The sequence below is a fragment of the Mycolicibacterium austroafricanum genome (assembly GCF_902705885.1).
GTDB lineage: Bacteria > Actinomycetota > Actinomycetes > Mycobacteriales > Mycobacteriaceae > Mycobacterium > Mycobacterium vanbaalenii_A.
In genome coordinates this window covers 147,226-166,387 of sequence record NZ_CACSIP010000034.1, presented here as the reverse complement: position 1 = coordinate 166,387, position 19,162 = coordinate 147,226, and the positions used below count along the sequence as shown (strand labels likewise).

Sequence of the window (19,162 nt, the reverse complement as noted above, 5' to 3'; positions counted from 1 at the left end):
CGTTGGGCAACCTCACGCGACCAGGAACAGCGCTGCCGCGGCGAGACACTCGACGAGAAAGTAGAACCAGTTGGGGTAGAAGCCGGTTCGGCCGTCCACTGCTGACACCACCCGGCCCAATGCCATCCCGGCCAGGGCTGCCGCGACGGTGATCACGATGCCGGTCTGCAGCTCGGGTCTGGCCAGGGCGAGGGCGAGCACCGCGGCGATCGCCAGGCCGAAGCCGCCGTACACCGCGCGGACCTCAGAGCGCGCGCCTGCCGTTTCCACCGTGATGTCGAACGGGGCGACCAGTCGGGCCGGGGACACGAGTCCGTAGATCCCCATCCCGGCGAAGAACACGGCGACGACGACGATGACGACGTTGGCCACGATGACCCTCCAGCTGTCAGGTGTACGAACTCACCATGACAGCTGCGGAAGGCTAATCCGACGAGTCCGCGGAATCGGTGGAGGTGGACTTGTCCGCGTCGGAATCGCTGCCGCGCTTGGTGCCCCGGTCCGACTTGTCCCGCTTGACAGCGCGATCGTTGTCGGCCGTCTGGTCAGTGTCGGCATCGGCCGCATCGTCGTCGGCGTCCCGTTCGCTCGCGGCGTCGTCGTCCTCGCGGGAGCTCACAGCGTCGTCGTCATCGCGGGAGCTCTCGTCGGCGTCGTCGCTGCCTGCGACCGTCTCCTCAACGGTCACATCGGATTCGGTCGTCTCGCCATCGGCGACGGCAGCCTCCTCCTCAGCCGGCTGCGTCTCGTCAGCGGGCTGCGCGTCCTCGGCGGGCGTCGCGACGGTGTCCTCGACCGCCTCGGGAACGTCGGCGGTGGTGCTGGGCAGCCAGGAGGGAACGGGGTCGTTGCGGGTGTACGCCTTGTCGATCGAGGCCTTCAATTCGGCCTCGCGGGGAGCGAGACTCGGGAACAACTGGACCAACGGCAATCTCGCGGCTGGAATCAGATAGTGGGTGGTGCTGCCGCCCTTGGAGTTCACCTCCACGGTGATGTTCTCCGCGGGTACCTCGGTCAGGTCGGCGAACATCGTCGGAATGTGGACGAAGATCGATCCGGCCATCGCATTCGCGACCGCGGTCAGGTTCCACCAGCGGTCGGGGAAGTCGGCGAACCCGTCGTACTCGCCGGTGACGACGATGGTGTCGTACACCGTTTCGGGCGCCGGCCGGTAGGTGTAGTCGTAGACGGGGTTGTAGTTCTCGGCGTCGTCGATGATCTCCTGGCGACTGGAATCAGCGACGACAACGAAGTTGATCTCCCGCTCGTCGGGTGCCTCGGGGTCCGCGGCCGCCAGCCGCAGCACCTCGGTCACCACCAGCGACCCTGCCGACAGTCCGACCACGGTGACCCGCTCGCCGTTGATGACGTTGCCGTCCTCGTCTCTGGACAGACGCGCGAGCGCGGCGTCGATCGCGGCACTGAGGTTGGTGATGCCCACGTCGATCGAAGCGCCCAATGTCAGGTCGTCGGCACCGGTGTACGGCCTGGCCTCCGCAGGCCAGTCGACGCTCTCCCGCTCCACATCGCTCAGAGCCCCGCCGAGAAGCTGCGACATCACCAGGTCATGCATCGTCGGGGTGCCGATACCGCCGATCACCAGAGCGGTGCTGGCGGCCCACCCCGACGCGGCGGAAGACACGCCCAGAACGACCGCAGCCAAGGCACCGCCGCAGGCAACACTTGCTTTACGCATCCGTGCTCGCACGAAGACTCCCGAAGAATGAGTGGAATTGATTCGCCAGTCGGCGTGGTCGGAGCATATTGTGCGCATCGCTTATTGCGCCAGCCGTATCCCCTTTGTGGCGAATAGGGCAAACTCGTTTGCCATTGCCAATATTCAGGAATCTGGCGGTAATCCTGCGCGCCCCGGGCCGCACCGGAGGTAATCTGGGCTGCCATCCTAGCCCGCGGAGCCGGGACGGTCCTAGGTCTCTACAGCGGAAATGACCTGGCGCCAGCGGTCTCCGGTGGGAATCGGCCGACGGATACGACATGAGTGTCAATAATCAAGACGGCGGTCAACAGTACGTTTGCCATGCTGACTCCAGATGAAGAATTTTACTTCTGACTCACCACTCAGCTATCTCAAGTGGACCGTCCTACCACAAATAGACCCTCGCAGCCATATTTGTATTGGTTCGCAGCCTGACGACCCTCTCGATGATAATTAATTGACGCGATGATAATTTCGAATAATCTCAGCGATAATGCCAGCGGCTTCCTGTCCGATGCGTTCACTCCCCCGCCGCCGCGGGCGTCGCAGACTCTTGGTTCGGTCGGTACGGAACACGCTCAGCCTCACAGCGCCCATCCAACTGACAGGCGAGCTGCTGCAACCCAACGTGCCGATGTCGTTGTCGAGGATCTGAGACACGCGGTGTGAGACAAGAACTGAGACGGAGCGACTTGCTGCGATGCGACCGCAAGGTGGGCCGCGTGGGCCTGTCTCGTTTTTTTTAGAAACGAGACAGCTGGGGCGCGCTGCCGTGACGTCAGTGAACCTGAGCGATGAGCAGTCGGTAACCAAGGTCGAGTTGCTGGGCGCCAAGCAGGTTCTTGTGATCGCGATCCCATCTTCCGCTCTCAAGATCGGCACTTAGACGCGCTAGACCTTGTTGAAGTGCAGGCTTCGGCGTCATGGCGAATAACGACATTCCGGCTTGAACCGTTGGATCGAGGTAGGCGTGGGGTCGACGCCAGTAGGCACCGCCGAATCCGTCAGTGCAATCGTGTGGCACTAGAACCGGAATGGTCGTCACATCGCCGAGCAGCGAGGTGAGCTGCGACATGCGAACAGCAAGGTCAGCGTCGGTCCTTGCGGCTGCAGGAAGATAGTCGCGCAGTAGCCAGAACCGTCTGAAGATGGTGTGGTCCCAGGTGAGCAGGACGACTCGGCGGCGTGCGATACGGAGCATCTCGGCGATGCCCTGGTTGAGGTCGCTCCAGTGATGGACTGTGAGCACGCCCAGTGCGGCGTCTACAGCACTCGAGCGAATGGGTAATTGCTCGGCGATGGCCTGAACTGCGGGTGCCGCACCAGCCGGGCGTTGGGCGATCATGACCCGGCTGGGTTCGATAGCGATGACGGTCCCGGCTGGTTCATACGAACCCGTGCCGGCACCGATGTTCGCCACCGTATCGATTCCGCTTAGCGCCTGGTTGATGGCGGCCGCAATGCGCGGATCAGGTTGGCGGGTTTGGGCATAGGTCTGCCCGGTCCGGTCGTAATGAGCCTGATCCACGCGTTCGGACCGGGGGCGGCGCGTCACCGCGTGATGACCACGGTCAGGTAGTAAGCGATTTCGCCGAGCAACCGGTGAGCGTCCATAGTCCATTCGTAGCATCGCTCGCACTGCGGTGGGGCCCGTCGACGACGACGGCCACCGGCCGGACCAGTCGTCGCGCCCATGGAGGAACGTCACCGCGAGACAAGATGTGATCGAGCTCGTTTATCCAAACGGGACAGCAGCCTTCGGCTAGCAAGCAAGGACTTGCCGGGCACGGCTAGTCACTGGTCGTCAATAAGAACTTGACAATTGGAATCTTGTCAATCCAAGATTGACGTATGTCCGGTTCGTTCATGCTGGCTGGCCAACAGCTTCATCGCCAACTCGCCCAGATCCTCGCTGCCCCAGTACTAAGCAGCGACAACGATCCGATCGATCTGGTGCTCGCAGCGCATCAGATTCGGGACGGAGCCGAGGCATTGATGGCTGCGGCGGTGCAGCAAGCGCGAGAGGCGGGCCGGACATGGCAGGACATTGGCCAAGTACTTGGTGTCTCACGCCAGGCCGCCTTCCAGAGATACGGGAAGCCCATCGATCCTCGAAATGGAGAAGTCATGAATACCAGGCCGCTCCCCGATGCCATCGAGTTGGCCCGGGCGGTGATCGATGATCATGCTCACGGCCGGTGGCCTGCTATCACCGAGCGCTTTGATGAGACGATGCGCGCAGGGCTCACCGAGGAGGGGCTCGCCGAGGCGTGGGCCTACCTTGCGGGGATGGCTGGGGCCTACGAGAGCCACGGAGACACTGATGCCGTGCGCGCCGGCGACTTCACCATCACCAACACCCCATTGACCTTCGAGGCCGGAGATTTCGTCGCTCGCGTTACCTTTCGCGACGATCGAACGATTGCCGGGCTCTATATCCTCAATCCCGATGCAGCCGACGGCAGCAGCAAATCGGCCACCACGTAAATCTATGGGGGCGCAACGCTTTTAGCGGGTACCCGCACATCTCTCTCGGTGAGGCAGGATCTCATCGACCTCGTTTCCTCTGGAAACGAGACACCGCGAATGCAACGAGCCGAAGCGCGCGCCGCGTGCCAGCATTGAACCTGGCGAAGACAGCGTTCCGTGCCAGCCCGAGTGTTCGGCGCCCACCTGTGATCGCGGCTTCACCGTTTCTGGTGTCGGCGCGCTGGGCCGGCCCGAAATGGTGTGGACCAGACATCGGCTGCGTCGGTGTTGGTGATTCGATAGTTCACCGGGATCGCGACTCGCTCGTCCACAACCTCAATGAAAACGGCTCCCGGAGTTGCCTCCGGGAGCCGTTTTACCTAGTAGCGGGGACAGGATTCGAACCTGCGACCTCTGGGTTATGAGCCGGTCAGTCGCCGTCTTGCGCATACCGCTAAGCCCTGTCTATACAGGTCAGAAGTCATTCGGCGTCGCGATTGTTGCGCCGCGTCGCTACCTATCCGACGTCTTTCACTACGTATCCGTTGTATCCGTTCACAACTCGACGGTAAACGTCCGGCTTCCTGGTACTCGTCTCGTGATCCGCTCCACCACGGACAATGACACAGCCGCGACGCCAGTCCTTCAAGAGCCCAGTATGGCTACGGAACGGATTTGAAGACCTGCGGGCTCCGCGCTACGAGCCGTTCGCTGTCACCCGCGATTCGGATTGAACTGCGTCAGTGCGTTTTTCGCGATGGTGAGCTTTCAGAAAGTCGTCCACGATGTGCAAACAGTGGTCCCGGGTCGTTTCCTGCAATCCCGTCATCCGGGCGAAAGCCAGCGGCCCGACGAGCTGGCACATCGCCAGGTCGAGGTCGAAGTCGTCGAGTTCATCGCGGGCTTGGGGGCTTTGCAGGATGGCGTCGAATGGTTGGCGGTACTGATCGATTACCCGTGTTCGTAGTGCTCGGGTGGACGAGTGGGCATCGTCTGTGTCGCTGTCGGCGACCGGTGTCGGCCCGAGTGAGAGCCACGCCAGCATGGTGACGTGCAATGGCGCGTCGGAAAACAGCGCTGCTTGTCGCGCGAGTAGTTCCACCAACTGATCGCGCAGCGATCCGGTGCCTGGCTGCGGCGGTGTGACTTGCGGCAGCAAGCGTTCGAAGGTGGCAGCCAGTAGGTGCGAGGAACTGTTGAAGTGCCGGTAGAGAGTGGTACGGGCGACCTTCGAGGCCTTGGTGACCGCTTCAATGGTGACGGCTTCAACGCCACCCGTGGTGAGGAGGTGTGCGGCGGCATCGAGCAGTCGGTTTCGCGACCGCGCCCGGCGGGGGTCGACATCGTCCTCATCAGGCGATGACGTCGTCGTCGTGTCGGTCATCGCCACACTCGTCTGCCGGATTCACTGGCCATGCCGCTGTGCACCGCCCTATGCTACCAACAGTATCGTAGCGATACTGTACGTAGCTTTCTTCCGGCCATCCGGGGCGATGCTCGCGCCCGAGACTGGCTGGAGTCGTCGAAGGGCGTTGAATCATCGATGACCGCAATCGGAACAGCCAGCGGTAGGTCCGTCGCGAGAACGGGTCGCCGACGCGAAGAGATCCTCGACTGCGCGGCGGCGATCGCAACCGATGGTGGATACGACGCAGTGAAGATGCGCACCGTCGCCGACGACGCCGGGATCGCGGTAGGCACCCTCTATCGGTACTTTCCGACCAAACCGCACGTTTTGGTGGCCGTCCTTACGCGCGAGTTCGAACGCCTTGGCGCGGAGCGCGATTGGACCGTCACGGCCGACTCCCCGCAGCTGCGGGTGGCACATGTGAACGCTCGTCTGTACAAAGAATTGCGATGTAGGCCCGCGCTAACCGAAGCCGTCACCCGCGCGTTCGTGTTCGCCGACGGCAGCACCAGCTCCGAAGTCGACCGCGCCGCCGCGGTCATTGAACACCTTCTCGCACTGGCAATCGCCGGCGGCGAACCGAACCCGCGACACCACCAACTCGCCTCGCTAATCGTCGACGTTTGGTTGTCCAGCCTGATCGCCTGGGTCCGCCACGGCACCTCCGCCGACGAGTTGGCGGTACGGCTGGAACGCAGCGTCCGACTGATCCTCGGCGGAGAGAATGCAGCAGCCAACTCGCAGACCCCAGGGTCGACCCAGTAAGAGTACTGCTAGTAGCGTAGCGATACTTAGAGTATCGTTGAGTGTTATTGGATCGACGGAGGGACAGCGTGATGCTCACCCAATGGATCGAAACGTGCTCAGTTCGGCGCGTCAGCTTAGATGGCGGCCTCGTGCTCAACTTGGAGGATTACAACGAGTTGGTCATCTCCCGACCACTGAGGCTCTCGCTACCAGCGCTCGGGAACTATCCCGCCGAAGACGTCATGATCGATCCCAATGACGTGCCCAATCGCCTACGTCCGCTGTTGAATTTTTCGGGCAGTGTCTGCACCCGCTCCTTCTGTGACGACGACGGCACCCTGCACGTCGAGTTCGCCAACGGGTATCGCATCACCGTTGACCCCGACGAGGACTTCACCGCGTGGGAGTTGTACGGCAAGCGTCACGGCTACATGGCCTGCCTGCCTCACGGCCGGGTCCGAGTCGTGCGTCACGACTTGCCCGAGGACGACGATCACGTCGCCGATGTCGCGGCGACAGTACGGTGACCCGGCAGGGCGTAAGCCGGGGCAGTGGATCGGACAACGCCCCGACCGGGCCCGCTCTTGAATAGCGAAGAGAACCACCAGGACACAGGAGACGCCGCCGCCACGCGCCTGCGGGAACGCGCTGCCGCCGTGACGAAGGCGTCCGGGGAGTACAGCGAACGCCTCGGTGCCCTGGCCCGATTCACCGTGCGGCACAAGGCCCTCGTGATCGGCGCCTGGGTCGGACTGGCCGTGGTGCTGGCACTACTGTTCCCACAGTTGGAGACCGTGGTGCAGAAACAGTCGGTCCAGCTGATACCTCAGGACGTGGCGTCGTTTCAAACGATCGACCGGATGAGCGAGGCATTCAGCGAACAGGGCTCCAAGACAACGCTGTTCGTCGCCATGGAAGACCCTGCAGGGCTGACACCGCCGACGCGACAGCGCTACGCGGACCTGGTGTCGCGGCTGCGCGCCGACACCGAGCACGTGCTTCTGGTCCAGGATTTACTGGCCGACCCGGCGACCGCAAGCCAGGCACTCAGCAAGGACGGCAAGGCGTGGTATCTGCCGGTCGGGGTGGTCGGCACGCTCGGTGACCCGGCCGCGGCCGAGTCGGTCACCGCGGTCCGCTCGATCGCCGCGCGAGCGTTCGACGGATCCTCGACGCTGGTGCGAGTGACTGGGCCGCCAGCGACATTCAGCGACCAAATCGCCGAGGCCGAACACGATCTCCTCTTCATCTCCATCGCCACCGCAGGGCTGATCGCGCTGATCCTGCTCATCGTCTACCGGTCGGTGTTCACCGCGCTGCTGCCACTGCTGGTGATCGGCATCAGCCTGGCCGTCGGACGTGGGGTGCTCTCCGGGCTGGGCGAGTTGGGCATGCCCGTGTCGCAATTCACCGTCGCGTTCATGACCGCGATCCTGCTGGGCGCCGGCACCGACTACACCGTTTTTCTGATCAGCCGCTACCACGAACAGCGCCGAGCGCAAGTGGCCCCCGATCAGGCGGTCGTGCACGCCACCGCCAGCATCGGTCGCGTCATCATGGCCTCGGCGGCGACCGTCGCGCTGGCTTTCGCAGCCATGGTGTTCGCCAATCTCAGCGTCTTCGCCGGACTGGGACCGGCCTGCGCGGTCGCCGTGGTCGTCGGATTCATCGCCACCGTGACCCTGCTTCCGCCGGTGCTGGTGCTGGCCGCCAAACGCGGCATCGGCGAACCCAAGTCCGACCGCACCCGGCGCTACTGGAACTCGGTGGCCGTCGCGGTGGTCCGCAAGCCGGTGCCGCTGCTCGTCGGCAGCCTGGTCCTGCTGCTGGCATTGTCGGCCGTCGCCACGACGATGACATTGAGCTACGACGACCGCAAGGGACAACCCGCCACCACCGCCAGCAACCAGGGCTACCAATTGTTGGACCGTCACTTCCGCAAGGACATCGTCATCACCGAGTTCCTGGTGGTCGAATCACCGACCGACATGCGCACGGGCAAGGGACTCGCCGATCTCGACGAGATGGCCTCCCGCGTCGCGCAGGTGCCAGGGGTCACCAAGGTCTCCGGGGTCACCCGACCTACCGGAGCCCGCCTGGATCAAGCCCAATTGGGTTGGCAGAACGGGCAGATCGGCGACAAGATGGCCGGCGCGGTGGCCGACGGCAACGCCCGCAAGGACGACCTGGCCAAGCTCACCGGCGGCGCGGACCAACTCGCCAGCGGCCTCGCCCAACTCGACACCACGCTGCGCACCGCGCTGACCCCACTGACCGCCGTCCTGGACCAGGCCCAGACCATCGGCCCTCAAGTCGACCAGCTCCGGCCGCTGCTCAACCAACTGTCGATGGCCGCACCTGCGGTGGATCAAGCGTTGCGCTCCGGGCCCGGGCTGCGCCCGCTGGCCGAACAAGCCGACGGCGCGATCGCCACCATCGACCCCCTCGTTGGGGCCCTGAACACCTCGCCGTGGTGTGCAACCACACCGCAATGCGCGCAGATCCGAGACCAGGTCCACGTTCTGGCGACCCTGCGCAATGGCGGGTTCTTCACCCAAGTCGCCGCCATCGGTGACCGCGTCGACCAGAACGCGACCGTCACCGGCACCCTGGCCGACGTGCAGAGCGCCGTCACTTCCATGGACAAAGCGTTCGGAGTGCTCGGCGACCCCGCCGACCTGATCGGCAACGTCCGTCGCCTCCAAGACGGCATCCGCCAGCTCGCCTCCGGCGCCCAGGCTTTAGCCACCGGTGTGCACACCCTGGCCGACAGCAACATCGAAATGCTCAGCGGAATGAGCCAAATCGCCACCCAACTGCAGAACTCGGCGCGCGCCAGCACCGGCTCGGATACCTCGAGTGGGTTCTTCCTGCCGCCCAACGCCTTCGAGAACCGCCAATTCGCAGACGTAGCAGAACAATTCCTGTCCCGTGACGGCAAGACCGCCCGATTCATCATCGAATCCAGCAACGACCCGTACACCGTGGACGCCATGAACATGGCTCACCAAATCGTCGCCGTCGCCGAGGCCGCCCGCCCCAACACCTCCCTGGCTCAAGCGACCGTCTCCGTCGCCGGATTCCCCGCCGTGAACTCCGACATCCAGAAGCTCCTCTCGGCGGACTTCCTCCAACTTGGCGCTGCCACGCTGCTCATCGTGGGCCTGATCCTGGTCCTGCTGCTGCGCGCACTGCTGGCCCCGCTCTACTTGCTGGGCACCGTCGTGCTCAACTACGCCGCCTCACTGGGCATCGGAGTTCTCGTCTTCCAGTGGGGCCTCGGCTACGAAATCGCCTGGCCGGTACCACTGTTGGCGTTCATCATCCTCGTCGCCGTGGGAGCCGACTACAACATGCTGCTAGTCTCCCGGCTCAAGGAGGAATCCACCCGCAACATCCGCGTCGGCGTGCTGCGAACCGTCGCCAACACCGGCTCGGTGATCACCTCCGCCGGAATCATCTTCGCCGCGAGCATGTTCGGACTCATGTTCGGCTCGATCGCCATCATGATCCAAGCCGGCTTCATCATCGGCTGCGGCCTGCTACTGGACACCTTCGTCGTGCGCACGCTCACCGTCCCCGCGATCGCCGTGTTGCTCCGCGAAGCCAGCTGGTGGCCGCACCGCGCCAGCGCGCCGAATCCCGCCAGCCACTCCATCTCGTCGTAGCCGGTGGCGGCCCTCATCGTGGACCCGTAGGAGCACAACGCTGACGTCGAGTTTGTGCCGCGTGCCCGACACGGTGCAGTGGTGCGACCTAGAGGACGCAGCGGTCGAGGAAGTCGCCGACCGCGGCGGTGAACGCGTCGTTGTCGTCACCGGCGATCATGTGGCCGGTACCGGACACGTCGACGGTCTCTGCATGCGGAACAAGTTGCAGGAACTCCTCGACGGTGTCTTGGGATACCACGTCGGACAGCAGTCCCCGCACCAGAAGTGTTGGCGCGGTGACGCGGCGGGCTCCCTCACTCAAAATCTGGCCGATCGCGTCCAACTGCTCCGTTCCCGACATGGGCTCGCCCTGCACGAACTCGAAGTTGGAGTGGATGAACGCCGGGTCCCATCGCCAGATCCACCGGCCGTCGTGACGTTGCCGCAGCACCTTGCGCAGGCCGTCGACGGTGTCGGGTCGCGCGCGATGCGGGTTGTAGGCGGCGATCACCTCGGCGGCATCGTGCAGGGTGCTGAACCCATCGGGGTGCGCGGCCATGAACGCCACGACACGGCGGGCACCCTGGAACTCCAGCCGCGGGGTGATGTCGACCAACACGACCGCCCCCCACGATTCGGCCGCTGCGCTCAGATGTGCTCCCAGGATGGTCATCCCACCCAACGATGCGCCCACGACCGCGGGTGGCTCATCCGCGCTGAAGCGTTCGCGGATCGCGATCAGATCGGACGCCAGCCGCTCGACGTCGTACCGACCGTCCGGGTCCCAGTCGCTGTCACCGTGACCGCGCGTGTCATAGGCGACCACCGTGTACCCGCGTGCATACAGCCGGGCGGCCGAGGCGCTCCAGGCATGCCGGTTCTGGCCACCGCCGTGCAACAGCAGTACCACGGGACGGACGTCAGCATGGGCGTAGCAGTCCGCGGCCAGGGTGATGCCGTCACTGGTGCGGACGCGATGCTGGATCGCCGCGATCACGGCACCCGCTCCGGGCGGACACCCGTCCGCGATGGGCGGTTCGCCGTGGCCGTCCTCATTGCCCGCCTGCCCGGGGACTGACGATCGTCACGGTGCCTTGAGCCGCGCAGACGGCTACGTCATCGTTGGTGATGTCGATACGGGCGACCCCGCTGCGCTTGCCCAACGCCACGATCTCGGTGACGGCGATGCACACTCCACCCGACACCGGTCGGAGCAGGTTGACCTTGAATTCCGTTGTGGCGACCCATGACCCCGCGGAGATGACGGGGTAGAACACCACTCCCAGGCAGTGGTCGACCATCGCCGACAGGCATCCGCCATGAAGATTGCCGAAGGGTGTCAGCAGTTCGTCTCGGGTATCCATCTCGGCCACCAGTCGACCAGCGGTGAACTCGGTGTGGCGAAAATCCAGGAACGTCGACAGGCCTCCCGCCGCAGTGGCGGATCCAAGTAGCGTCTCGGCGATCTGCTCGTCGAAGTGGGCGAACTCGATGGCCGCCATTACGCGTCGCCCTCGGACTGGTCGGGTATCGCTGGGCCGCTCTCCCTGGCAAACCGTGCGAGCATGTCGCCGAATTCGCCGAGATCGCAGTGGGCGGCGAAGTGCTCCGCGCTGACCGCAACGAACCGTGCCGTGGCGGTGAACCGCACGACGTCGTCCTGGCCGGTACCGGTCGCGCTGACGTGCAGGGCACGGCCTTCGCGGGCGTGAATGTGTGCGCTGATGCGGTGCAGTTGATGCAGCGGCACCGGCTGCAAATAATTGATGGCCAGATTCCGGGTCACCGCCGGCGTGCCGGCGATCCACAGGGTGAAGCCGAACAGGTCGTCGCAGGCGGCGGCGATCGCGCCGCCGTGCGCCAGCCCCGGCGCCCCTGCGTGGCGTTCGTCGAAGGCCACGTCGGTATACACTTGCTGACCTAGCCGAAATACCCTCATTTGCAGGCCATTCGGGTTGTCCGGGCCGCATCCCATGCACGTCACTGTGTGAGGAGGCAACGCCTCGGGACCCTGCCGATCAGTCGCCGCCGTCGTCATCGGGTCTCCTCGTCACATTTCGCGTGCCGGCCGACCGGAACCGGTCGGCGTATCTGCGTCGGGCCGGAATCGTTGTCTGTCGGTACGTCCTCTGAGCGGGCGTGTCGACCCGTGCCGACCGACGGGGCGACCGGCGACCGACCGGGTCGCTGCTCGGCGCGGGAACGTCCGGGTGCCCACACCGCCAGGGCCAACGCGCTGACGGCGGTAATGACCGTCAACACCAAGGCGGCCTGACTGTTGCCGTGGACGAAGGCAGCCTTGGCGACGTCGGCCAGGTGCGCACCCGCGGGGCCGGACCGGTCGGCGACCTGCAGGGCGGCGGCCAAGGAATCCGAGAAGGGTTCGCGCACCGGTGATGGCAGCGTGGGCAGCACGGGTTGAATGCGGTGGGAGTATCCAGCTGCCAGGACACTGCCGGCGATCGCGATACCCACTGCTGCGCCGATCTCGCGGGCCGCGTCGTTCACCGCCGCAGCGACACCCTGACTGTCGACGGGAACCGCGCTGACCACCGCAGCGGTGGCCGGGGCGGTGCACAGACCCAGACCGGTACCCATGGTCAGCAGCGGCCACAGAAAGTCGGTGTAGACCGCGTGCACACCTAACCGGCTCGTCATGTACATGCTGGCCGCGATGACGACCAGACCGGCCACCATGATCAGGCGCAGCCCCAGCTTCTCCGAGAGCCACGGCGCGGTCACCGAGATCGATACCAACGGAACGGCGACCGGCGCCAGGGCCAGGGCCGACTGCAACGGCTGGTACCCCATGATCAGCTGCAGATACTGCACCAGCAGCAGGAACACGCCGAAGATCACCACGAACTGCATGACGATCGATAGGGTGCCGCTGCCGAACCCACGGTGAGCGAACAGCCGCAACTGCAGGAGCGGGTGAGCACGCCGCAGCTCCACGGTCACGAACATCAGCGACGCCACCATCCCGCCACAAGCCAGCCCGAGCACCAGCGGATCAGTCCACCCCCGAGCCGGCGCCTCGGTGACCGAGACGACAATCAGCCCGATGGCCACCGCGACCAACAGCGACCCCACGTAGTCCATCGGCGGATGCGACTCGTCGCGGGACTCCGACAGTGTCAACGACGCAATCAGCAACACCACCCCGGCGATGGTCAATCCGACGAAGATCGACTGCCACGTCCACCGCTGCAACAACAGCCCTGAACACAAGATGCCCAGCACCGCACCCGATCCCGCGACACCGGCCCAGATGCCGACCGCACGGCCACGCTGGTGTTCGGGGAACCCCGCCGTCAGCAGCGACAGCGTGGAGGGCATCACGAATGCCGCTCCCACCCCGGCGACCGCGCGCGCGACGATCACCCACATCGGCTCCTGCACGAGCAACGGGACCGTCGAGGCCACGGAGAACACCGCCAGCCCGAAGATCAGCACCGCCCGGCGCCCGTAGCGGTCGCCCAGAGCTCCGGCGGGCAAGACCAGACACGCCAACGCCAACGTGTAACCGTCGACCACCCAGGTCAGCTGGCTCTGCGTCGCCCCGGTGGTCGCAGCGATGTCGGGAAGCGAGGTGTACAGCGCCGCCATCGAGCCGATCACCAGTGCCACCGCAAGACACGACACCACCAGCGTCCACGTCTGGGCCCGCGAAAGATTCGTCGACGTTGCCGGCGTCGGATCTGCCGGATCCGCCTCAGATGCGGCCGGCGATCCGGGCGACACCCGCTCGGACAGCTGACTTCCCGCGTCCCCGTCGCCGAGTCGTGACATCCGCCTACCCCGAAGGTGTCCAGGTGATGGGCAACGAGGTGTACCCACGGATGGGCCCGGACCGAAGCCGACGCGCCGAAGTCAGGTCGACCTCCCAGTCGGGCACCTTGTCCAGGAGCGCATCCAGCGCGATCCGGGCTTCCATCCGCGCCAACGCCGCCCCCAAACAGAAGTGGATGCCGCGACCGAAGGCCACCTGATGCTCGCAAGTGCGATCGACGTCGAACACGTCGGGTTCGGGAAAGGCACGCTCGTCGCGGTTCGCCGACCCGAACAGCAACAGCACCTTCTCCCCCCGTCGCATCGTCGTGCCGTGCAAGGTCACGTCACGAGTCAGGGTGCGTGAAAGTCCCTGAGCCGGTGAGTCATAACGCAACAACTCCTCCACCGCCGGCCCCAGCAGCGTCCGATCGCGGCCCAAGCGTCGCCGGATCTGCGGATTCTGAGCGAGCACCACCGCGGAGTTGCCGAGCAGATTGGTGGTAGTCTCATAACCCGCGACGAGCAGCAACGCGCAGAACCCGAGGACCTCCTCATCGGTCAGCCCGATCCCGTCGACCGTCGCGTTCACCAGCGCCGACATCAAGTCCGCGCGCGCACTCCGGCGGCGCTCGGCAAGGAAATCGGTGAAGTAGGCATAAATCGACGCTGCGGCGGCCAGCGCATTGGTGGTCTGTCCATGGTTGACGTCGACCTGCACCAGCTGACTCGACCACAACCGGAACAGGTCGCGGTCCTCGGCGGGAACGCCCAGCAGGTCGGCGATCACCGCGGCGGGCAAGATCGCGGCGAAGTCGGTCACGAAATCCGCCGACCCGAACTCCTCGTCGAACCGCCCGAGCAACTCCGCCGCCATCTGCGTGATGGCGCCGTGCAGACCAGCCACCCGACGGGGGGTGAACGCTCGGCTCACCAGGGCGCGCAATTGGTCGTGGCGAGGAGGGTCCATCACGATCATCATCGGCAGAAAAGAGCCGATGAAGTTCGACCCCGGCGGGGTGGGGAAAATCCCATCCACCGAGGAGTACGTACCGTGATCCACCGCGGCGGCCTGGACGTCGGCGTGCCGGCTCAGCACCCAGGTGTGGGATTCCTCGGCGCGGTACACCGGAGCCGAGTCGCGCAACAACCGATACGTCGGGTAGGGGTCGCTCAGAATCGTGGCGTCGAACGGGTCATACCGGACCTTCACTGCGACCACGAGGACCTCCTAACGCAAGTGTCGAACAGCTGTCTAGACTGGCAGTCTAAACTCAGCGAACCGGGAAGGGCAATGCGCAAAGTCCCACGTCAGATCTCCGAGAGACTCCCCGCCGCGGCGGACCTGTTCGCCGAGAAAGGGCTCAACGACACCAAGGTCGACGACGTCGCCGCGGCGACCGGGGTGCCCAAGGCGACGCTGTACTACTACTTCTCCGGCAAGGAAGACATCCTTGCCTTCCTGCTCGAAGACCTCCTTCGCGACATCTCCGACGCGGTCACCACGATCGTGCGGTCCGATGGCACGGCCGCCGAGCGCCTCCAAGGTGTCATCCACGCGCAACTCCGGGCGATGGCGCAACGGCCGGCTGTCTGCCGGGCGCTAATCGGCGAACTCGGGAGAGCAGGCCGCATGCCCGTCATCGCCGACATGATCAGCACCGCCTACCAACAGCCGGTCGAAACCCTGCTCGTCGCAGGAGCAGCCGACGGATCGCTCGTACCTCAACCCGATGCGCGCGCCACGTCGATCGCCCTCTTCGGCGCGGTCACCATCAGCGCCCTCATGTATCTGGTCACCGACAACGACCTCGACGAGCTACACGTCGGTGCCACCCTGCACGGCATCGTCATCGATGGTCTGCGGCCCCGCGATAAGGATCTGCCATGAGCACCTACGGCCTGTCCGTCCTCGGCCCCGACTTGGACTCCCTCGCCACGACCGCCGAAGCGGCGGACCAAGCCGGGTTCGACACGGCGTGGCTTCGGAGTTCTACTCCAGCTCGGGATCGATATCCATGGCGGCCATGGCCAACCGCACACAGCACTGCCGGATCGGGTCCTCGATTCTCTAAGCCGTGGGGCGCAGCCTGCTGGTGCTGGCAAGACAGGATGCGAAGTCATCCGCTTCGCTCCAGGCGCGGAGTTGGCAGCGGGACGCTTACTTTTGAAGTGCCTGGTCGAGCGCGGTGGTGAGGTCTTCGTAGCTGCGTGGTTGGAGTCGTTGACCGTTGAGGAAGAAGGTGGGGGTTCCTTGTACGCCGAGTTCGGTCCCGTCGGCAATATCGAGCTCGATGCGCTCGTCGGTCGCGGGGTCGTTGTAGACCGCGTCGAAGACCGCCATGTCCAGTCCGAGTTCCTGGGCGAACCCGCGGAACACGTCGTCCTTGGGGACTCGCTGCTCGCCCCAATCAGCCTGTGTTTCATACATTTTCTTGTACATCGCTTCGAGTTGATCTTGTTGCGCGGCGGCTTCGACAGCACGGGCGGCGCGTTTAGCGTTGAAATGCGACTGCAATGGGAAGTAGCGCAGGACGAAGTTCACCCGGTCGCCGTACTCGCTCCGAAGTTGCTCGATGGCCGGGAACAGCGCTCTACATCCTTCGCATTCGAAGTCGAGGAACTCGACGAAGTAGACGTCACTGTCGGGGACGGTGTTGAGGCGGTGACTGTTGTCCCGCACCGTCTGCCCTGCCGGGGAATCATCCAACGCCGCCGGGGCTTGCGTGTCGGCGTCGCGTACAGACAAGAACACCGCGGTCGCCACCGTGGCGACCACGATGACGAAGACAGTGACGAGGACTCGGGTGTTGGTCAGGATCGCCCCGACCCCTTTCATAAACATATCAACGTATTTTAGTATATGAATATGAGTAAGCCCATCGACACCTGCGATCTGCTGTGTTTGGACCTTCCGCACGCCGAAGCCATCCGCGCCACGGTGCCCGACACCAAGGCCGTGCAGGCCGCCGCTGCGGCGGCGCGGGGGCTCGGGGACGCCACCCGGCTCTCCATCGCCGCGGCATTGGCCGCCGGTGACGAGCTGTGTGTGTGCGATATCGCCTGGGTGGTCGGGATGTCGCAGGGGTTGGTGTCCCACCATCTGCGCCAACTCAAGAATGCCGCCCTGGTGTCCTCGCGCCGACAGGGCAAGTTGGTGATGTATCAGCTCACTGATCGCGGTCGGCAGCTGACGTCCGCGGTCCTGGGCGGCGCGACTACCTGCGCGGCAAGGGATACCGATCGTGTCTGATGTGTGCTGCGGCCCCGAGGCAGTCGGCGAACCCGATGCAGTACCCGAAAAGCTCTGGCAGGTAAGACAACTGCAGCTCGCGGCGTTGGCGGCGGTCCTGCTGTGTGCGGGGTGGATCATCGGACGGATCGGATACGACGATCCCGCGATCGCTGTCGAGCTGCTGGCGGTAGGTGCCGCAGCGGCGACCTTCGTCCCCGATGCGGTCAGCAACCTTCGTCATGGCCGTATCGGTGTGGGCACATTGATGACGATCGCAGCGATCGGCGCGGTCGCGCTGGGACAGTTCGCCGAGGCTGCGCTGCTGGGCATCCTGTTCTCGATCGCTGAAGGACTGGAACATTACGCTGTGGGCCGAACCCGCCGCGGTCTGCGCTCTCTGCTGGCACTGGTGCCGCCGAAGGCATTGGTGATCCGCGACGGCCACGAAATCACAGTGGCCCCTGACAATCTCGTCGTGGAAGACATCCTGGTGATCCGGCCCGGCGAGCGGGCCGCCACCGACGGCACCATTCGATCCGGTCAGACCAGCCTGGACCTGTCGGCCATCACCGGCGAATCAGTTCCGGTGGAAGCCGGACCCGGCAGCGCGGTGCACGCCGGCGCGATCAACGGTGGCGGCGCCATCGAGGTCGAGGTGACCGCGGTGGCCGCCGACAGCTCACTAGCACGCATCGTCCACATCGTCGAAGAGGCCCAGGGACGCAAAGGCGCAGGGCAACGCCTCGCTGACCGCATCGCCCGCCCGCTGGTCCCGGCGATCATGATCCTGTCCACGCTGATCGCCGCCCTCGGGGCGCTCTTCGGTGACCCAATGCTGTGGCTGGAACGAGCACTCGTGGTGCTCGTCGCCGCCTCCCCGTGCGCGCTGGCCATCGCGGTACCGCTGACCGTCGTCGCCGCCATCGGCGCCGCCAGCCGCCAGGGCGCCCTGATCAAAGGCGGCGCCGCCGTCGAAGAACTGGGACGCATCAAAGTCATCGCCCTCGACAAGACCGGCACCCTGACCCGCAACCAACCCCAAGTCGTCGAGGTCGTCACCATCGACGGCATCACCACCGCTGACGCGCTGAGCATGGCCGCAGCACTAGAAGCCCGTAGCGAACACCCACTCGCACAAGCGATCCTGGCCGCCGCCCCGAACGCCGACGTCGCCACGGACGTCACCGCCGTTCCCGGTCACGGACTCCACGGCCACCTCGACAACCAGCAGCTGCGCCTGGGCAAGCCCACCTGGGTCACCCCAGGCCCCCTCACCGCGGACGTCGAAAGACTGGAGGCCGCCGGAGCCACCGTCGCGGTCCTAGCCCGCGACGGCAACACGATGGCCGCCATCGCCGTGCGTGATGAGCTTCGCCCCGAGGCCCTCGAAGCCGTCGAGCAGCTCCAGCGCCTCGGCGTCACCGTGGCCATGCTCACCGGCGACAACACCCGCACCGCGCAAGCGCTGGCCACCCAAGCCGGAATCACCACCGTGCACTCCGAACTTCTACCCGAAGACAAAGCCGCCCTACTCCCGACCATCGCCGGCGGCCGGCCGATCGCCATGGTCGGCGATGGCGTCAACGACGCACCCGCGTTGGCCACCGCCGACATCGGTATCGCGATGGGCGCGATGGGCACCGACGTCGCCATCGAAACCGCCGACGTCGCCCTCATGGGCGAAGACCTACGACACCTCCCTCAAGTGCTCGCCCACTCCCGGCGCGCCAGACGGATCATGGTGCAGAACATCGGGTTCTCACTGGCCATCATCGCCATCCTCATCCCGCTGGCCGCCTTCGGCGCGCTCGGCCTGGCCACCGTGGTGCTTATCCACGAATCCGCCGAAGTGCTCGTCATCCTCAACGCCATCCGCGCAGCACGCACCCACACCCTGCCCGGCGTCACCACACCGCCACGACGCTCCGCGGTCCCCACTGTCGACATCGGCTCACCCGAACACGTCCCCGACCCGTGCTGCGGACCCACCAACCCCGCCCCCGCCGCTGCCGACACTCTCCACGTTGTTCCGTCGACCTCCGGCGCTGCGCCGGTCAACCACGGTTGCGCATGCTGTAAACCCACTGACTCGCCACCGCACGACGCCGGCGAGGTCACCGGGCGGGCGACCCAACCTGCTCTGAAAACCAACTTCCGCCGCTGAA

The 19,162-nt window shown here is 65.2% G+C and carries 17 protein-coding genes and 1 pseudogene; 8 read left to right on the top strand and 10 right to left on the bottom strand.

Annotated elements, in window-relative coordinates:
* Nucleotides 1–12 precede the first annotated feature (12 nt).
* The 3 genes from BEMPMBAN_RS21550 to BEMPMBAN_RS21540 form a co-directional block, all read right to left on the bottom strand.
* The gene (locus BEMPMBAN_RS21550) at nucleotides 13–372 is read right to left on the bottom strand and encodes a DUF4345 family protein (RefSeq protein WP_159233285.1); all 360 of its coding nucleotides are present in this window, start codon (nucleotides 370–372) and stop codon (nucleotides 13–15) included.
* 52 nt (nucleotides 373–424) lie between these two features.
* A complete protein-coding gene (locus BEMPMBAN_RS21545; protein ID WP_425295001.1) occupies nucleotides 425–1,642 on the bottom strand; it encodes a PE-PPE domain-containing protein in 1,218 nt (405 codons plus the stop codon).
* 853 nt (nucleotides 1,643–2,495) lie between these two features.
* Entirely contained in the window at nucleotides 2,496–3,245 is a 750-nt protein-coding gene (locus BEMPMBAN_RS21540) for a class I SAM-dependent methyltransferase (protein WP_234897629.1), read from the bottom strand.
* A 323-nt stretch (nucleotides 3,246–3,568) separates the two neighbouring features.
* Between BEMPMBAN_RS21540 and BEMPMBAN_RS21535 the strand changes: the two genes are divergently transcribed.
* Nucleotides 3,569–4,204, top strand: a complete 636-nt coding sequence (locus BEMPMBAN_RS21535) for a DUF3887 domain-containing protein (RefSeq protein WP_159233282.1) — start codon at nucleotides 3,569–3,571, stop codon at nucleotides 4,202–4,204.
* Nucleotides 4,205–4,883: 679 nt separating this feature from the next.
* Here BEMPMBAN_RS21535 and BEMPMBAN_RS21530 read toward each other — a convergent pair.
* Nucleotides 4,884–5,570: a TetR/AcrR family transcriptional regulator gene (locus BEMPMBAN_RS21530; protein WP_159233281.1), complete on the bottom strand. Its 687-nt coding sequence runs from the start codon at nucleotides 5,568–5,570 to the stop codon at nucleotides 4,884–4,886.
* 159 nt (nucleotides 5,571–5,729) lie between these two features.
* Here BEMPMBAN_RS21530 and BEMPMBAN_RS21525 point away from each other — a divergent pair, with 159 nt between their 5' ends.
* From BEMPMBAN_RS21525 to BEMPMBAN_RS21515, 3 genes are all read left to right on the top strand, one after another.
* On the top strand, nucleotides 5,730–6,359 hold the full coding sequence (locus BEMPMBAN_RS21525; protein ID WP_159233280.1) for a TetR/AcrR family transcriptional regulator: 630 nt from the start codon (nucleotides 5,730–5,732) through the stop codon (nucleotides 6,357–6,359).
* A 71-nt stretch (nucleotides 6,360–6,430) separates the two neighbouring features.
* Nucleotides 6,431–6,868, top strand: a complete 438-nt coding sequence (locus tag BEMPMBAN_RS21520; protein ID WP_159233279.1) for a DUF6188 family protein — start codon at nucleotides 6,431–6,433, stop codon at nucleotides 6,866–6,868.
* A gap of 129 nt (nucleotides 6,869–6,997) precedes the next feature.
* Complete coding sequence (locus tag BEMPMBAN_RS21515; protein ID WP_234897628.1) at nucleotides 6,998–10,009, top strand: MMPL/RND family transporter; 3,012 nt, start codon at nucleotides 6,998–7,000, stop codon at nucleotides 10,007–10,009.
* A gap of 88 nt (nucleotides 10,010–10,097) precedes the next feature.
* On the opposite strand, the gene BEMPMBAN_RS21510 is transcribed toward BEMPMBAN_RS21515, so the two are convergent.
* Genes BEMPMBAN_RS21510 through BEMPMBAN_RS21490 form a run of 5 tightly spaced genes read right to left on the bottom strand, consistent with a single transcriptional unit; the run spans nucleotide 10,098 to nucleotide 14,984 of the window.
* Nucleotides 10,098–10,988 (bottom strand): alpha/beta fold hydrolase, encoded by an 891-nt coding sequence (locus BEMPMBAN_RS21510; protein ID WP_159233278.1) that lies wholly within the window; start codon nucleotides 10,986–10,988, stop codon nucleotides 10,098–10,100.
* A 55-nt stretch (nucleotides 10,989–11,043) separates the two neighbouring features.
* Nucleotides 11,044–11,493 (bottom strand): PaaI family thioesterase, encoded by a 450-nt coding sequence (locus BEMPMBAN_RS21505; RefSeq protein WP_159233277.1) that lies wholly within the window; start codon nucleotides 11,491–11,493, stop codon nucleotides 11,044–11,046.
* Nucleotides 11,493–12,029 carry a PaaI family thioesterase gene (locus BEMPMBAN_RS21500; RefSeq protein ID WP_234897627.1) on the bottom strand — a complete coding sequence of 179 codons (537 nt, stop codon included), beginning with the start codon at nucleotides 12,027–12,029 and terminating at the stop codon, nucleotides 11,493–11,495. The genes BEMPMBAN_RS21505 and BEMPMBAN_RS21500 overlap by 1 nt, the downstream gene beginning before the upstream one ends.
* Entirely contained in the window at nucleotides 12,026–13,783 is a 1,758-nt protein-coding gene (locus BEMPMBAN_RS21495) for an MFS transporter (protein ID WP_159233276.1), read from the bottom strand. The genes BEMPMBAN_RS21500 and BEMPMBAN_RS21495 overlap by 4 nt, the downstream gene beginning before the upstream one ends.
* A 4-nt stretch (nucleotides 13,784–13,787) precedes the next feature.
* Nucleotides 13,788–14,984 carry a cytochrome P450 gene (locus BEMPMBAN_RS21490; RefSeq protein WP_159233275.1) on the bottom strand — a complete coding sequence of 399 codons (1,197 nt, stop codon included), beginning with the start codon at nucleotides 14,982–14,984 and terminating at the stop codon, nucleotides 13,788–13,790.
* Nucleotides 14,985–15,056: 72 nt separating this feature from the next.
* Between BEMPMBAN_RS21490 and BEMPMBAN_RS21485 the strand changes: the two genes are divergently transcribed.
* Together BEMPMBAN_RS21485 and BEMPMBAN_RS21480 are read left to right on the top strand one after the other, a co-directional pair.
* Nucleotides 15,057–15,653 (top strand): TetR/AcrR family transcriptional regulator, encoded by a 597-nt coding sequence (locus tag BEMPMBAN_RS21485; protein ID WP_159233274.1) that lies wholly within the window; start codon nucleotides 15,057–15,059, stop codon nucleotides 15,651–15,653.
* Nucleotides 15,650–15,834: pseudogene (locus BEMPMBAN_RS21480) on the top strand (LLM class flavin-dependent oxidoreductase); the annotation flags it as partial. The gene BEMPMBAN_RS21485 and the pseudogene BEMPMBAN_RS21480, both read left to right, overlap by 4 nt.
* Before the next feature lie 89 nt (nucleotides 15,835–15,923).
* Here the strand turns inward: BEMPMBAN_RS21480 and BEMPMBAN_RS21475 are convergent.
* Nucleotides 15,924–16,607: a DsbA family protein gene (locus BEMPMBAN_RS21475; RefSeq protein WP_200846067.1), complete on the bottom strand. Its 684-nt coding sequence runs from the start codon at nucleotides 16,605–16,607 to the stop codon at nucleotides 15,924–15,926.
* Between the two features lie 24 nt (nucleotides 16,608–16,631).
* Here BEMPMBAN_RS21475 and BEMPMBAN_RS21470 point away from each other — a divergent pair, with 24 nt between their 5' ends.
* The gene (locus BEMPMBAN_RS21470) at nucleotides 16,632–17,015 is read left to right on the top strand and encodes an ArsR/SmtB family transcription factor (RefSeq protein WP_159233273.1); all 384 of its coding nucleotides are present in this window, start codon (nucleotides 16,632–16,634) and stop codon (nucleotides 17,013–17,015) included.
* Nucleotides 17,008–19,161 carry a heavy metal translocating P-type ATPase gene (locus BEMPMBAN_RS21465; protein ID WP_159233272.1) on the top strand — a complete coding sequence of 718 codons (2,154 nt, stop codon included), beginning with the start codon at nucleotides 17,008–17,010 and terminating at the stop codon, nucleotides 19,159–19,161. The genes BEMPMBAN_RS21470 and BEMPMBAN_RS21465 overlap by 8 nt, the downstream gene beginning before the upstream one ends.
* Nucleotide 19,162: the final 1 nt, after the last annotated feature.

Bases quoted from the DNA above. Each gene is read 5' to 3' on its own strand.
- BEMPMBAN_RS21505 (WP_159233277.1), bottom strand. From the start codon at position 11,493: ATGGCGGCCATCGAGTTCGCCCACTTCGACGAGCAGATCGCCGAGACG.
- BEMPMBAN_RS21535 (WP_159233282.1), top strand. From the start codon at position 3,569: ATGTCCGGTTCGTTCATGCTGGCTGGCCAACAGCTTCATCGCCAACTC.
- BEMPMBAN_RS21500 (WP_234897627.1), bottom strand. From the start codon at position 12,029: ATGACGACGGCGGCGACTGATCGGCAGGGTCCCGAGGCGTTGCCTCCT.
- BEMPMBAN_RS21470 (WP_159233273.1), top strand. From the start codon at position 16,632: ATGAGTAAGCCCATCGACACCTGCGATCTGCTGTGTTTGGACCTTCCG.
- BEMPMBAN_RS21495 (WP_159233276.1), bottom strand. From the start codon at position 13,783: ATGTCACGACTCGGCGACGGGGACGCGGGAAGTCAGCTGTCCGAGCGG.
- BEMPMBAN_RS21520 (WP_159233279.1), top strand. From the start codon at position 6,431: ATGCTCACCCAATGGATCGAAACGTGCTCAGTTCGGCGCGTCAGCTTA.
- BEMPMBAN_RS21485 (WP_159233274.1), top strand. From the start codon at position 15,057: ATGCGCAAAGTCCCACGTCAGATCTCCGAGAGACTCCCCGCCGCGGCG.
- BEMPMBAN_RS21475 (WP_200846067.1), bottom strand. From the start codon at position 16,607: ATGTTTATGAAAGGGGTCGGGGCGATCCTGACCAACACCCGAGTCCTC.
- BEMPMBAN_RS21530 (WP_159233281.1), bottom strand. From the start codon at position 5,570: ATGACCGACACGACGACGACGTCATCGCCTGATGAGGACGATGTCGAC.
- BEMPMBAN_RS21525 (WP_159233280.1), top strand. From the start codon at position 5,730: ATGACCGCAATCGGAACAGCCAGCGGTAGGTCCGTCGCGAGAACGGGT.